Annotated in this window: 13 protein-coding genes and 20 tRNA genes; 7 read left to right on the top strand and 26 right to left on the bottom strand. The window is 52.0% G+C overall.

Annotated elements, in window-relative coordinates:
- Positions 1-48 precede the first annotated feature (48 nt).
- The 3 genes from IFT57_RS06325 to IFT57_RS06315 all read left to right on the top strand — a co-directional run bounded on the left by IFT57_RS06325 (position 49) and on the right by IFT57_RS06315 (position 2,712).
- Entirely contained in the window at positions 49-519 is a 471-nt protein-coding gene (locus IFT57_RS06325) for a hypothetical protein (RefSeq protein ID WP_192092704.1), read from the top strand.
- Positions 520-622: 103 nt separating this feature from the next.
- Complete coding sequence (locus IFT57_RS06320; protein WP_192151293.1) at positions 623-1,075, top strand: hypothetical protein; 453 nt, start codon at positions 623-625, stop codon at positions 1,073-1,075.
- A gap of 230 nt (positions 1,076-1,305) precedes the next feature.
- Complete coding sequence (locus IFT57_RS06315) at positions 1,306-2,712, top strand: hypothetical protein (RefSeq protein ID WP_192150979.1); 1,407 nt, start codon at positions 1,306-1,308, stop codon at positions 2,710-2,712.
- Between the two features lie 55 nt (positions 2,713-2,767).
- On the opposite strand, the gene IFT57_RS06310 is transcribed toward IFT57_RS06315, so the two are convergent.
- The 22 genes from IFT57_RS06310 to IFT57_RS06205 all read right to left on the bottom strand — a co-directional run bounded on the left by IFT57_RS06310 (position 2,768) and on the right by IFT57_RS06205 (position 6,689).
- A complete protein-coding gene (locus tag IFT57_RS06310; RefSeq protein WP_192150977.1) occupies positions 2,768-3,349 on the bottom strand; it encodes a hypothetical protein in 582 nt (193 codons plus the stop codon).
- A 47-nt stretch (positions 3,350-3,396) separates the two neighbouring features.
- Complete coding sequence (locus IFT57_RS06305) at positions 3,397-3,810, bottom strand: GatB/YqeY domain-containing protein (protein ID WP_192092710.1); 414 nt, start codon at positions 3,808-3,810, stop codon at positions 3,397-3,399.
- Between the two features lie 100 nt (positions 3,811-3,910).
- Positions 3,911-3,985, bottom strand: a tRNA-Gly gene (locus IFT57_RS06300).
- 58 nt (positions 3,986-4,043) lie between these two features.
- A tRNA-Val gene (locus tag IFT57_RS06295) sits at positions 4,044-4,119 on the bottom strand.
- A gap of 6 nt (positions 4,120-4,125) precedes the next feature.
- Positions 4,126-4,201 (bottom strand) — tRNA-Lys (locus IFT57_RS06290).
- Between the two features lie 8 nt (positions 4,202-4,209).
- Positions 4,210-4,284, bottom strand: a tRNA-Cys gene (locus tag IFT57_RS06285).
- A 109-nt stretch (positions 4,285-4,393) separates the two neighbouring features.
- Positions 4,394-4,470: transfer RNA gene (locus IFT57_RS06280), tRNA-His, on the bottom strand.
- 7 nt (positions 4,471-4,477) lie between these two features.
- Positions 4,478-4,553: transfer RNA gene (locus tag IFT57_RS06275), tRNA-Thr, on the bottom strand.
- Positions 4,554-4,596: 43 nt separating this feature from the next.
- Positions 4,597-4,672: transfer RNA gene (locus IFT57_RS06270), tRNA-Phe, on the bottom strand.
- Between the two features lie 5 nt (positions 4,673-4,677).
- Positions 4,678-4,753 (bottom strand) — tRNA-Ala (locus tag IFT57_RS06265).
- Between the two features lie 36 nt (positions 4,754-4,789).
- Positions 4,790-4,865 (bottom strand) — tRNA-Ile (locus IFT57_RS06260).
- A gap of 170 nt (positions 4,866-5,035) precedes the next feature.
- Positions 5,036-5,120: transfer RNA gene (locus tag IFT57_RS06255), tRNA-Tyr, on the bottom strand.
- Positions 5,121-5,141: 21 nt separating this feature from the next.
- Positions 5,142-5,217 (bottom strand) — tRNA-Asn (locus IFT57_RS06250).
- Between the two features lie 7 nt (positions 5,218-5,224).
- Positions 5,225-5,300, bottom strand: a tRNA-Lys gene (locus tag IFT57_RS06245).
- Positions 5,301-5,419: 119 nt separating this feature from the next.
- Positions 5,420-5,504: transfer RNA gene (locus tag IFT57_RS06240), tRNA-Tyr, on the bottom strand.
- 21 nt (positions 5,505-5,525) lie between these two features.
- Positions 5,526-5,601, bottom strand: a tRNA-Asn gene (locus tag IFT57_RS06235).
- 7 nt (positions 5,602-5,608) lie between these two features.
- A tRNA-Lys gene (locus IFT57_RS06230) sits at positions 5,609-5,684 on the bottom strand.
- Between the two features lie 124 nt (positions 5,685-5,808).
- Positions 5,809-5,884, bottom strand: a tRNA-Asn gene (locus tag IFT57_RS06225).
- A 116-nt stretch (positions 5,885-6,000) separates the two neighbouring features.
- Positions 6,001-6,085: transfer RNA gene (locus tag IFT57_RS06220), tRNA-Tyr, on the bottom strand.
- A 29-nt stretch (positions 6,086-6,114) separates the two neighbouring features.
- A tRNA-Ala gene (locus IFT57_RS06215) sits at positions 6,115-6,190 on the bottom strand.
- 5 nt (positions 6,191-6,195) lie between these two features.
- Positions 6,196-6,274 (bottom strand) — tRNA-Ile (locus IFT57_RS06210).
- Between the two features lie 331 nt (positions 6,275-6,605).
- Positions 6,606-6,689: transfer RNA gene (locus IFT57_RS06205), tRNA-Tyr, on the bottom strand.
- A gap of 627 nt (positions 6,690-7,316) precedes the next feature.
- Between IFT57_RS06205 and IFT57_RS06200 the strand changes: the two genes are divergently transcribed.
- Positions 7,317-7,898 (top strand): hypothetical protein, encoded by a 582-nt coding sequence (locus IFT57_RS06200; RefSeq protein ID WP_192150975.1) that lies wholly within the window; start codon positions 7,317-7,319, stop codon positions 7,896-7,898.
- A 42-nt stretch (positions 7,899-7,940) separates the two neighbouring features.
- A complete protein-coding gene (locus IFT57_RS06195) occupies positions 7,941-8,438 on the top strand; it encodes an opioid growth factor receptor-related protein (protein WP_192092718.1) in 498 nt (165 codons plus the stop codon).
- A gap of 1 nt (position 8,439) precedes the next feature.
- On the opposite strand, the gene IFT57_RS06190 is transcribed toward IFT57_RS06195, so the two are convergent.
- Complete coding sequence (locus tag IFT57_RS06190; protein WP_192092720.1) at positions 8,440-8,610, bottom strand: hypothetical protein; 171 nt, start codon at positions 8,608-8,610, stop codon at positions 8,440-8,442.
- A 242-nt stretch (positions 8,611-8,852) separates the two neighbouring features.
- Between IFT57_RS06190 and IFT57_RS06185 the strand changes: the two genes are divergently transcribed.
- Positions 8,853-9,731 (top strand): hypothetical protein, encoded by an 879-nt coding sequence (locus tag IFT57_RS06185; protein ID WP_192092722.1) that lies wholly within the window; start codon positions 8,853-8,855, stop codon positions 9,729-9,731.
- Here IFT57_RS06185 and IFT57_RS06180 read toward each other — a convergent pair.
- The 3 genes from IFT57_RS06180 to IFT57_RS06170 all read right to left on the bottom strand — a co-directional run bounded on the left by IFT57_RS06180 (position 9,696) and on the right by IFT57_RS06170 (position 11,606).
- Positions 9,696-10,604 carry a WYL domain-containing protein gene (locus IFT57_RS06180; protein WP_192092724.1) on the bottom strand — a complete coding sequence of 303 codons (909 nt, stop codon included), beginning with the start codon at positions 10,602-10,604 and terminating at the stop codon, positions 9,696-9,698. The genes IFT57_RS06185 and IFT57_RS06180 overlap by 36 nt on opposite strands.
- Before the next feature lie 118 nt (positions 10,605-10,722).
- Positions 10,723-11,079 carry a hypothetical protein gene (locus IFT57_RS06175; RefSeq protein ID WP_122531301.1) on the bottom strand — a complete coding sequence of 119 codons (357 nt, stop codon included), beginning with the start codon at positions 11,077-11,079 and terminating at the stop codon, positions 10,723-10,725.
- Between the two features lie 47 nt (positions 11,080-11,126).
- A complete protein-coding gene (locus IFT57_RS06170; RefSeq protein WP_192092725.1) occupies positions 11,127-11,606 on the bottom strand; it encodes a disulfide bond formation protein B in 480 nt (159 codons plus the stop codon).
- Between the two features lie 119 nt (positions 11,607-11,725).
- On the opposite strand from IFT57_RS06170, the gene IFT57_RS06165 reads away from it, so the two are divergent.
- Positions 11,726-13,318, top strand: a complete 1,593-nt coding sequence (locus IFT57_RS06165) for a hypothetical protein (protein WP_192092727.1) — start codon at positions 11,726-11,728, stop codon at positions 13,316-13,318.
- Positions 13,319-13,361: the final 43 nt, after the last annotated feature.

Raw genomic sequence — 13,361 nt, 5'->3', positions numbered from 1 at the left:
ACCCTTGCTTGAGCCATAGGGCTGGGCACGAAAAAACAAGGATTCCCCATGAAAGTTGCCGTAAGTGATAGCGCCAAAGCCCTGATGGCTGAGATTTTCAAGGTTGACGAGACCGGGAAGCCCCAGGCTGAATTTGAGATTCTCACAGGCCCAGCGCCTGGCAACGATATCCTCAAACAACACCATGCCCTAAAAGCCTTCCCGGCTTTGAAGGCTATCGATGATTACATTGATGACATCGTGGCCAACCTTGGTGAAAATGGCAAAGACGTCGGCCAGCTGATGAACGATTGGCAGGTTTTGTCGGCACACGCCTCCAAGGTTATGGGTCAGGCGATCTACCTGGATACCAGTGATCGCAACTCATGGACATCCATTCGACAAACAATGGTGCACGAACCTGGCAACGAGAAATTTCAGAGCCGATACTCAAAAGAGCTTAGAGATTTCTGGCACGGCAATATGGATCGGCATCTTGAGCTCAGCGCTCCACAGCAATATTTGAGTCCTGGGTTGTAAGCCTGTGTAAGCAATGCCTGGCTGTGGGGGAGGTCGCCTTTCTGCACGGCTCTGCCGGGCAGGCTGCTTTTAATCTTTGAGAACAAAGGAAGCCCCTGTGAGTATGGATCTGCCCCAAAAGCTAGGCATTGCATTGGATCGCTCTGATCTCAATGAGGCCATCTTCCTAATTCTCGATTTCAGAACCCGCTGCGGGTTCAACCGCACCCAGCAGCGCATGCTTTTTGACGCGTACCGTGTAATGTTTGCGTGGGCAATTGAACAGAAGGTGACTCTGCCTGGAAGCCTTGTCGACACAGACATGGATAGCATAGAAGGGCAGATCATCAATCAGGCATTGGTAGAACTCGTGATCTGCTCTGCCGGGCCTGGGAACAATGACGCCTTGGCAGAACTCTGCGCTCAGATGTGCCGGGGTATCATGCGTCATGGCAAGCCCATGAGCGAGGTCGTACAGAGGTGGCAGCAACAGGGCATACCACCCCTGCTGTTGGCCAGATCAGATTTTTTTCACCAAGTGAGAGAACAACATTTCGCCGTGGATTTAGGCCTTTAACCCATAGATCGTTATTCGCTAATCTAAGTCTAGTAACTTCAGAACGCATTCCAAAAAGTAATCAAGAAGAGGTGTCAGTGCTGGCTCAACCAGCTCAACAATGAGATTTCAGTCTGCTGATACCTGCCTGCGCTTCGTGTTCTTTCAGTTGCATTGGGCTCTACGGTTTGCTAATCCATTAGCCTAGCCAATATACTGATAAAACAACCATGCCATTGAGGCTCCATTTCATGTCTTTGATCCTTGACCCCGGTAGTTGGCTGAAGAGGGCTGTCATCATTACTTGTACAGCAGCGGTGCTGTCGCAGGCATTGGTCATGCCGGTTCAAGCGATCGAGCAGCATCTGCGAGACCCTGCAGCCGCCGTGCTGCAAATAGAAAAAGCGGGGCCCCTGCATTCCTTCAAATCAAAGTCCCTATCAGGCGATGAGGTGGTTTTCATCAGCTCAGAAAACCTAGCCGTCAAAGAAATCGATCCAAGCCTCAGCCAATTCCCTGCCGCCAGCCTCCTGGACAATACCGCTGGAGAGGTGGTGTGTGCGGTCTCAGATAATCCGGGAATGGCTGCCAACCTCGGCAACCGAATCATCCAGATCGATAACACGAGCAAAGGGGCCATCGTAGACGCGGGTCTAACCCGCTTGGCCACCTCTGGACATGAATATGGGCACTGCCTGGACATCCTGGCGCGTAAAGACATCGGCCCCATGCTGAGAGCTACAGGACTTACGCCCTATTCAGTGCCAGGCGCACTGATCAACCATGCAATGCAAAATGAATCGGGCACGTTGGATTTCAAGTGGATGATGAACCAGTCCCCGAAAGATTTCATGGCGGCTTCTGATGCCGGCAAGGTAGTTGATCCTCTGAGCTTCTCACTACTGGAAACCTACGCAGATTTGCATGGAGCGCTTCAGACAGCTGCTACAACGGGGGATCTTCGCGGGTTCACTGAATTTGAACTGGCCATCCGACTGAACAATCTGGACGGCTTGACCCACACCTCGGCCATGGCTGTTGCAACTGTGCTGAAGGCTGAGCAGGACAAAGGCTTTTCTTATGCCAGCCTGCAAGGCTCATCACACGAAGTGGTGACAGCCAAGGTCAACGAGATTTTCATGCGTCACTTCACCAAGGATGGCGAAGTCTCTATTCATAGCGATGGCTTCAAGTCCATGGTCAAGGAGTTTCAGCTCAAAGAGCAGCTTGGGGTGAAACTGCCTGCTGAGTTTTCTGAAGCCCTGCATGCTTTGGCGCAGAAGACTGATGCAGTCCCTGGCCCTCAAGAAAAATCCATGTATTTGGAAATGATGCAGGCAAACGTCGACCATCAGGTCAAGCTGGTGGACATGGCACCCGCTGGAAGCGATGAGGTCATGAATGCGCAGGCGATGCTGACCCAGTTGCAGACCCAGGTAGATGGCCACAAAGCTGCATTCGGACTGGAACCCTCAGCAATACTGGGCAATTTGATGAGTGATTCGGGTGTTGATGCCAAGACTGTGCGCAACGCGGCAACCGATTTTCATGTAAGGGCGATCAACCTTGGCAAAGGGCTGGAGTCGAATACCTCAAACATCAGCAAGTACGTCGAATCCACGGTCAAGAAAATTGCGGATGTCGCCCCGGCGCTCTAATGCTGCTACCCCTAAGCATAGGGCAATAGGCCTGACACCAGGGAAGGATGAGCTTCTATCGAGAAGGCCATCCTGGCGGCATCTTCAGGGCTTCGCAGAGTAGCTCCGAAGCCACACTCGTTTCTCTGGCTCTGCCGACACGCATAGAGTCAATCATGACCAGAATACCGTAAAGAGTAGGGTCTGCCAGCGCGGCCCGAGGTGCACCAGGATGAAGGGGCGAGATACTGTAGCCCACCTGATCACCTAGCTGGGTTGGCCATACTGGAATTCGAGATCCTGCACTGAAGAGACGTTTGTTCATCGGTGCGGCAGCGTGCGCAGTGGGCAGCCCACGGGTTTCCAGCCCTGGAGATACAGGGAATAAATGCCGAAACCCAAAGCGCGCCAACCCCATCAATGCATATTTGTTTGCTCTGATAGAAGTGTCTTGGTGCGAGAAGATCAACCCTGCAACCCTTAGCCGCTCAAGGGAACCCACCACTTCAAGTCGAACCAGGCCAAGAGCATTGGCAAGAGAATCGATTTCCAGCTGGGCCAGCAGCATCTCGATAGCAGGTGCATCCTGATCAACCTTTTCTTTCTGCAGGTTGATGCTTAGAATCTTGAGGACTACTAACGCATCCTGGCTATTCATTGCTGCCTCGTTTCTATGAAGAAGCGGGGGCCAGGCCCCCGCTCTTGTTACGACAGAAATTGCTTGGCTACACGCGATGCAAGGCCCTTGTCGAACTGACCGGCGAACTGGCCGTTCAGATGCTTCATCGCCTCGCCGATGTTACCGGGTTTGGCATCAACCAGAATCTTGAGCAGCTGATCCTCGGACAACTCCTGCGGGAGAAGGGTGCGCAGCACGACGTTTTCTGCATCAAGCTTTGTGGCGCCGGCACCGGAGGTCAAGCGAAGGGTTTCCTCATTGCTTTTGATGAGCTTCTTGGCCACTGATACCACTTTTTCATCAGTGATCTGAGACCCGTCTCGCTTGGACGCGGTTTCGAGCTCACCCACCAGAAGCGTGAGAATATTGAAGCCTGCCACCTGGGCAGGGTCTTTGCGCAACGTCTGACGCTGGGCTTGTACCTCTTGGAACAGTGACATGATAGATTCCTTGTTTACGATCGACGGTGTGGAATACACCAGGGTTCAGAGCTAGTCTCTGGCTAGCCGGAAGGTGATGTTAACACAATATATAGCTAAATGGAGCGTCCTGCCGGAGTCGAACCGGCTTAACCAGGCTGGCAACCTGGCACACAACCACATATGCCAAGGACGCAAAAGGTGGGGGCCAAGGGCCCTTCGAGACATCCCGGTCATCCGAAACGTCATGATGTTGGTGGAAGCTGTCAGTATCGAACTGACTACCTGCCCCTTGTAAGGGGGCCGCTCTACCGAGTGAGCTAAGCTTCCGTAAGTTGGTGCAACGTATAGAAATCGAATCTATAACCTCGGAGTTAAAAGCTCCTTGCTCTACCAATTGAGCTAACGTTGCATTGCATTTGGAGCCGACAGAGAGAATTGAACTCTCGTAACGTGGTTTGCAATCACGTGCCTGGGCCACTCGGCCATGTCGGCGTAACTTATTGTGCTCTCGCACATGTCTGGCGGCCCCTGCGAGATTCGAACTCACGCACCCTGGGTCAAAACCAGGTACCCTGCCACTAGGTGAAGGGGCTAACAATAATGGGGTGACTGAAGGGACTTGAACCCTCGGCCTCCTGGTTCACAGCCAGGCACTCTAACCAACTGAGCTACAATCACCACTAACTGGTGCCGACAGCAGGGATCGAACCTACGGCCTAGTCCTTACCAAGAACTCGCTCTACCAACTGAGCTATGACGGCGATTAATCTTTTGCACCCAAAAAAAACGGTGCTATATTTCAAATGGTGCATCAGACTGGAATCGAACCAGTGACCTTCAGCTTTTCAAACTGACACTCTACCGTCTGAGTTACTGATGCATATTTGGTGGAGCAGGTCGGGTTCGAACCGACGACCTCTTGCATGCCATGCAAGCGCTCTTCCCGCTGAGCTACAACCCCTTATCACTTAGACCCCTTATCCATTAGGAGCAAAACTGGTGCCGGTGAGTAGATTCGAACTACTGACCTATCGCTTATCAAGCAATTGCTCTAACCGCTGAGCTACACAGGCAAATTCTTCGTGGCTGTGGCAAACTTCACCACCATCATCTACACTTACGCCAAGAAGGCGAACTGCTAAATGTGGCAGCCCCGGCAGGACTCGAACCTGCGACCCCCTGAGTCAGAGTCAGGTGCTCTACCAACTGAGCTACAAGGCAACAAAACATGTACATCACAAGGTGGTGGGTAGGGTAGGATTTGAACCTACGAACCTTCCGGGGCGCGTTTACAGCGCGCTGGCTTTGACCACTTGCACTACCTACCCAAAAAACATTTACAGCTAATATGGCTCCGTAAGCAGGGTTCGAACCTGCGACTCTCTGGTTAACAGCCAGATACTCTACCGACTGAGTTATTACGGAACAAACTTGGTGGGGCATGATGGATTCGAACCAATCGGCCAACCGGTTAAAAGCCGGTTGCTCTACCGCTGAGCTAATACCCCGTGAAACTTTTTAAACAAATTTGGCAGCCCCGGCAGGATTTGAACCTGCGACCCCCTGATTCAGAGTCAGGTGCTCTTCCATCTGAGCTACAAGGCAACTACATATACAACTTTCAAAGTGGTGGGCAGGGTAAGATTTGAACTTACGAACCTTCCGGGGCGGGGTTACAACCCGCTGGCTTTGACCACTTGCACTACCTGCCCAAAATCATTTAAAGCTAAACTTGGCTCCGAAAGCAGGACTCGAACCTGCGACCCCCTGATTAACAGTCAGGTACTCTACCAACTGAGTTATTCCGGAACAAACATGGTGGGGCATGATGGATTCGAACCAATCGGCCAGCCGGTTAAAAGCCGGTTGCTCTACCGCTGAGCTAATACCCCAAAATCTTCGAACGCGCTTCCCGCCCCGTTTAGTGACTGGCCCCTGTACCTCGCCGTCACCCTAGCTGAATCATTGTATCCAGCCCCCATCCCCCACTAAGCCATCACTCTTTTATGGCATGTTTGGCTCCGAAACCAGGGCTCGAACCTGGAACCTAACGGTTAACAGCCGTTTGCTCTACCCATTGAGCTATTTCGGATCTTACTTGGCGGGCAGCCAGGGATTCGAACCCAATCCGCACGGTTTTGGAGACCGGCATGCATGCCATCACAACCGCTACCCGTAACTTTTTCATCAACTTCTACTGCAACTTTCTGGTGGAGGATTCAGGATTTGAACCTGAGAACCACTCGGGGGCGCATTTACAGTGCGCTGGCTTTGACCACTTGCCTAACCCTCCAAAAACTACCCACCGAAGCGGGGTAAAACTGGTGGAGCAGACGGGACTCGAACCCGTGACCTTTCGCTTGCAAGGCGAATGCTCTTCCATCTGAGCTACAACCCCAATATTGGTGCAAACAGGGGGAATTGAACCCTATCCAACCTCCCGATTATCGGTCGGGCGCTCTCCCAATTGAGCTATGCTTGCATTTGAATCTTTACCTTCTTACAGGGTGGAGGAGGGTGAACCTTCACCTTACCCTTCAAGAAATCCTTCTCTCAAGCCCCATTAACATGAATCATATTCATGTTTATCTCTTCTCCACCCCTCGGGCTCTCATCCCTTTCAAGGTCTCTTTTGGCAATAATCTTCACAATCATCCTGCTCATTAGCCGGATTTGATGGTGAGTGTTCAGCTCATCAATCTTGCGGTTGGTACCCCTAAGGAATCTTATGGCATCCAATGCCACCAACTTGAACGTGTATCTGTCTTCGCCGCTTCCTCTTTTACTGCCAGGCCTGCTTGACCCTTCAAATCTGGTGGAGTGGGTAGGATTCGAACCTACGCGTCTCTCGATCCGGGTTTACAGCCCGGCGCCTTCAGCCTCTCGACCACCACTCCAAAACAAAAACCCCGGATCCTTGTTAGGCTCCGGGGTTCTGAGAATCCCTTTGTTTCGAGCCTAACCTTTGCTTTCGCTAGGTAGACTCTCTTTTCAGATCATCTACCGTACAGACACACACCACACGGCAAAATAATTCTTGCCTTGCTTATTAATCTGGTGATTGAAGGTGTGTGCGGTCATTTCGTCTGTACTCTCGTTTGAAAAGCTTGTTTGCTGTTGATGATTTAATTACACCCTATCCGCAGAACCCCGTCAACCCCCAATCTGAATTATTTTCATCTTTTCTTCAAATTCTTGCTTTCCTCCTCGCAGCCTGAGTGGGGCCAATGCATTTCACTGAAGGAGGCCATTCGCGTCATCCCCAAGAAAATCGCCAATGACGGTTTTCTTAGAAATTGCTAAGCCTATCGGAATGCGATAAAATTACGGCCAAGCAGAGTAGCTAAACGCATCGGCCTAAATGGCTTGTGGCAAACCTCACGTGGTGCATGCACCTTATAGCTATGCACTGTGTTAAGGGTTCCTTCTGCGCCTAGCCTGATCCTGAAATTGTGGCGGCAAACCAAAGCTCTCCCTGAGCCAGGTCTGATGCCGGTCTTCACCTGTATAAAGAGGTCGACGCGATGTTCTCTTCATCTTCTGTTCCCTGTGCGATCACACGGGTTTGCCGACACACCGAAACGGTCTGCATTTCCTATCGCTATGCCAGGGAAAAAGAGCAGGAACGCAAAGAGCTTTCCAGGATGCTGTGCACTGAATGCGAGAATAGGCTCAAGACGTTGTTTGCTGAACCAGGGGATACCATTTTTGAACTGGAGCTGCCCCAGCTACGTGGTAGCGACAAACAGATTTCCTGGGCCCACAAGCTGCGTGCTGAGCGCTGGAAGCTCTATGGAGTGATGCTGCAGACCGTAAGCCTAGAAAACCCAGAGGATCCACTCACCCTTGCAATGTACCGTGCACTTCTGGCCTATTTTTCGATGGACGATGCTAGGTACTGGATCGACCTGCGCGAGATGAAGCCTAATTTCTGGAGTCTCAAAACAGACGTGGAGTTCTGTCTCAAGGCGCCTGGCTATGGGGTGATGGTCGGGGAGTTCTCTCCTTATGGCAGACTTCAAAAATTCAACCCGTCTTTGCTTGGACAAATTCTGCGAGCCATTCCCCCTCCATCAGGCGACGATGCCCAGTCCAAAGCCGGTTAAACAGAGATTGCGAAAATGACTCAAGACCGATGGCTGCTGTTCATGCAGCAGCAGCTGGCACCGCATGGATTCCTGCTTGCGCAGATTCAGGGTTTCGGCTCATTCGAGCTTGAGGAAAATCATGATTTCATACAATGGCTTTTCCCTTGCCCCGAGCCTTCCAAGGTAAACCCTGAGGCGCCTCTTCTAACGGCTATCCACTGCGAAGTGATTCACATCAGCAAGGTAATGAAGAGGGAGGTGGGGAAGAACCTTGACCTCATGCTGGGTCACTGGGGCATAGAGAGACTTGGAAGCACATTTGCCAGGGCCGAGAATTTTGATCTCAACTCCAGGTACTGGTGCTGTCCTATCGACCACAATCACCTACGAATAACGCGAGTGCTGACGTTCCTTATGCTCACAGGATTCCCTTCTGTGGCCAATGCACTGTTTGATTTCCTGTACCAAGAGCTGCTGCAGGAGGTTCTGATGGATATTGGTGCTCTAGCTTACTGGTCACAGGCGCTCCGCCTGGAGCCCCTGATCGGAAGCGTTTAAGCTATGCAGATGCTGAGGCATCCGCCTCCTCATTGATTTCCAGGCGCTTGATCTTGACCAATGCGTGCTCAGCTGCATGTCTGGCGTCGATATCGTCTGTATCCTCGTAGATGCGCTGAAGCGCAGCCGTAGCGATTTCAATCTGCTGGGTGAGGAGGGTTGGAGTGGTCATAGCCAAAAGCTCTCTTTTTGTTGTCAATATAGGTAATAATAACACATACTGTCTGCATGAAGCGCGTTCAGAAGGTGACGCTTGTCAAGAAATTGCCCATTTGTGGGGCACTTGAACGCAAAAAAAGCTCAAACCAGAGCGTTATTGGTTATATTGGTTTGAAAAATGCGCATATAGCATGAAATAATGACTTATATCGAACAATCGGCGGGACAAGCCGGGCGGCGTGACGGAGATTGGATGTGAGACAGGCAAATTTGAATGCTTTAGCGACACAAGGTGGCTGGACGCTCAAAAAGCGCGACGAGCTTATGGGCTTGTGTCAGCAGTTCGGCCAGCAGCAACGTCATAGCTCCCTGACCGCCTCCCTCTACAAGCTGCAGCGCATTATGGTGCTTGAGGGGATGACAGGGCATGAACCACTCATCCCGATCATCATTCACGAATCGCTCAAGAATAAGGTCAGTCAGCAGCAAGTCGAGCAGTGCGCCGGCACATTCGAAGTGATTGATCCTGATTTTCGTCAGACATTTGCCATTGGCGTATCGTTGATCAGCGCCCATCTGTGTCGCGATCTTGAATGCGCCAACTCTACCATTCTCCAATTCTACGTCTCTGAAGAGCAGGCGCTGGAAAAGCTTTTGGAACTGCCACAAATCTTCCGGGGCGAGCAATGGGCTATAAGGCTCCGACCCTTTCTGTCCCCTGATAATCAACGCATGATCGAGGACAGAATCATAGGACTCAGCCCCTCCCTTGGGACAGAACCAGGACAAAGGCTTTTTAGCTCGCTGACAGCTTATTTGAAATTGGCATTCGATCAGGATGTCATGCCCAGCGAGATCACTGCCAAGCCCCGCATGGGCTTGGTGGCCAAAACAGTGGTCTCGTACCTACTGTGCGCAGACCGCATGGTCTACAAGGCCAATGAAGGCCTGCTGCGCATGCTGAGCGGTTGGATCAGAGACAATATTTTAAGTCTTGACGAGGTGTCACATCCATTCGCGGCGGCTGATCGCGTGAAGCAACTTTGCCCGAGACTGTTACACGACCCTCGAAACTTCCCGGAAAGCTGGAAGAAGACCCTATTGGTCAGTAGCGATAACAGCATCTCCCGTTGAACCTTTGAACCCCGGCGCCAGCAAAGCGTTCGGGATGGCATCAAGCACCTCATGATTGGCCAGCCAGAGTCTGTTCTCCACACCCTTCATATGATGGTCAGCGGAACAGTCGACATTCCACTGCCTCAGCGTATATCCGACCTCTGCCCATCGCAGCGTCACCGTCATAGGGCCTTCGCTCATGCCATAGTCGAGCCTGGTGACCTCAGGTCTCGGTCGGTCAGGATGAGGTACCAGCTTCAACTCAACAGAATTTGACCATGCCGCATCGAGATGTGATTGCTCATAGGGCTCCATTTTCTCTCTGGTCAGCACTTGAGGGCAGAGGATTCGAGTCAGCACAAAGTCTCGGAACTGCCTGGCTTTTCGATCGTAAGCCCGAACGTGCCATCGCAACCCATTGTTAACCAGGGCATAGGGCACGATTACCCGCTCACTTCTTTCTCGCAGCGACTCGTATTCGATAAGTATCGGGTGTTGTCCGTGAATGGCCCTAGAAATTGACGCAATGGTGTCGGTTGAGGGCTGACACAGTAGCAGGGGGGCTGAGAAGGGCACGCCGATTGCACTGGGCATCCCGTCTCCACGTCCTTGGCGGTGTGTGAGCCAAGCCAATGCCCTGGAGGGCTCTACCTCTATGATAGGAGAGAAGCGGTCAGTTATTCGATAGTGCTTTGCGGTCACATCATACAACAGGTTGTCCGGCGCTATGGTGCGATAGATCTTAATATCCCTAGTGATCGCGTTGCCGTGCATGCCTTGCTCATCGGCCAATACATGCCGGCTGAACCCACCCATGAAACGCAGATTCATCTCAAGATGAATCAAGCGAGCCTGTTGGGCAGGGGACAAATCTTGGATGGCGGGATGCATGCTGTTTGGATACCGGCTGGCTGTCTCGGGGCAACAGGGTACACCAACACGTCAACCGATTCGATAGGACATCCTGGCGCACCGCCAGCCATCGTCTTGCAGAAATGTTTCAGCCCAATTATGGGGAAGGACTTTCCATCTCTTGCAGTTTTGCCCTGCGAATGTCGACTCCGTAGGAATTGTCCCAATCAGTTGCCAGCCGTGTCGCGATTGCCTGATGATTTTCTTTGGGCACTCCCAGCATCAGTCCGTCGCGCTTGGAGACATCATCAACATGAGAGAGGAAAAGGCGGGTCAGTGCCTCAACAGGCTTGGGTTCGCTTTTCAGAATGGCGATGGCTTGCCGATGCACGTTCAGCTCGCTCGGTAGCTCGGCATCCAGGATTTCGTAGACAGCATCGATCTCATCGAGCATGTCGGTGTCTGTTGGCATCAGGGTGGCAGGCAGTTGGTTTCGGGGGGTGATCATGGTCATCTCGGCACTCTCTTTTCTTTCATTCCATCACTGGAGAGGGCTTTGCCTCAAGCCTTTATTGTACGAAAGAGGTGGGCCAGGATAGCAATGCTCAGAGTCGTTACGCCCAATAGCGTCCATACCGTGAATGACACACCCAGAACCAGATGATCATTCTGACCACAAATGCCACCGCTCATGAACACCTGGGGCCACCAATCCTGCAGGGGCAAGGCCTGACTGTAAAAAGGGAAGGGAGAGCAGGAAAATGCCTCCAGAATCCCCTGCTCCAGGAGAACCAGCTTGCCGTTGAGGTAAGTGGCGCCAAGACTGAATAGCGTCATAGGCGCAAGGCCTGCAAGTGAAAGCTTGCCGGGCAAAGCGAGGGCAACAAATCCAGCCAGGGAACATGCGGCCAGCAGGAACCTGATCTCAACGCACATGGTGCACGGATCCCACCCCCAACCAAACTGAACGCCCAGCGCCAGGGTCAGCATAAGGAGAGGCGATAAGGCCAGGAGTAGGGCACTTCGTTTAAGGGAGTTCATGAGGCATTACCTTGAATGTTTCCCTGATTTTACAATATATTGGCCAAGCTCTGTAGAGGGATACCAATCATTTTCCGGGATCCTGCATAATGGTTGAAACACTATTAGTGATCGAGCCCATGAGCCGTGCCATCAGCGCTATAAAAAGCCATTATGAAGCCAGCATTTCTGGCGTTTCAGAAGACCTGACCCTGGGTCAGATCCTGACACGCTATGACAGCTTTGCAGACAAAATTCCCGTTTCAATTCCCCGAGAGCTTTACAGTGGGCTGATCAACGAGCTGCGCTCTGAATTGATGCAATCAAGCCCGACCACTGTAGGTGAGTTGCTCGCCGTTCCTACCCTGAAAGCGTGGATTGAAGAAGGAATGGGGCTTGCTCACAGCTTCAAGCTCGAAGGTGAGTCGCCTACCTTCAATACAGGTCATCCCTACCCAGGAAACCTCGCCCAGGACAAATTCGGCGACTCGCTGCTTGAGGAGATGTGGCGGTACATCGAGTGGAAGCCCAAGTCCATTCCTGAGTCAGCTGTTCGTGGCATTCTTGGCGATGAGGGGCTGATCACAGATTTGGCAGGGATAGTGACCGGTCTGTCGCCGATGTCTCTGGCCAGGTGTTTTGGCAGGAGCTGTCCCTCGATTTTGGAAAGTCGAAATTGGCATCACTTTGAAAAAGCTGCTCATGGTCATGAGAAGAGAAAAGTAAACCTGCGCTCGGGTAGAACCCTGGCATGGCTCTGCATTTTGAGTTTCGACAACCTGGGCCTCAAGGCTTACAAATCCAGCGCCAACTATGCGCGCAACCACAGTGGGTACAGTAAAGATCTAAGCACCCTTGATCTGATCATCAACAAAACCTCAACCCCAGAGGACACTGATCTGCTCGACGCTTTTGTTGAGCAAGTTGAAGGCGGCTGGAGTAGCTTCAGTCTGAATCGGTCATTGATGGAGTCCATCGATGCCAATACATTCTGGCGACGCCGGTCAGCGCCTGAACCTCAGCTGCGGGCGATGGAGCGCTTCTGGTTATCCAGGGCGCTGCGATCACTTGAAGGTGACAAATTCCATGCTGGATGGTGCGTTAACCTTGCTGCATCGATTTACAAAGGGAGCTGCCCTGAAGGCCAGTCTGAAGAGCTGATTGAGCGTTTTGGTCACTTGTCTAAGGTCATGAGCCGCAATCCAGAAATGACCCAGATCTTCGAGTATTTGAATGAGAATGCGGGCTGGTTGATCTCCTGCACTGAAAAACATCAGTCAGATACCACATGGGCCGATGAAGCATTCCTGTCACTGTTGGACGATTCTGCCAGGAACCTCTGGCTTGATGCACTCAGCACTCGGGTCAGTGCAGAGATCATTCGTGGCTTCAAGCGCAATCAGAGCAATTTTCAAACCGAAAGTCACATCGCCTGGTTCTACAAAGCTCAGCACCCTGACTATGCGCGGTTGATCTGCGACAAGATGCTCAAGACCCTGTCCTTTGGCCGCATGAGTCGTGATTATCCGACAGCAGGAACGTTTCTCGCCCAAATGGCAACCTTCGACCTGAGAAAGCCCGAACGCAAAGAGGATGCTATCAACTTGGTCGAGTCTGTGCGCAGTGAAAAATGGAAGCTGTTCTTGATTCACCATCTTGGTGTCTCGCCCAGCGATGTGAAACTGACAGGGCGCCAACGAGATACCGTTTTTGCCGCCAATCTGGGCATCTAAACCACCTTCAACACAACATTAGCCTAGGCCGGGAGCCTTAACT

It is taken from the genome of Pseudomonas sp. CFBP 13719, assembly GCF_014842095.1.
Lineage (GTDB): Bacteria > Pseudomonadota > Gammaproteobacteria > Pseudomonadales > Pseudomonadaceae > Aquipseudomonas.
This window is presented reverse-complemented; position numbering and strand designations above follow the sequence as displayed.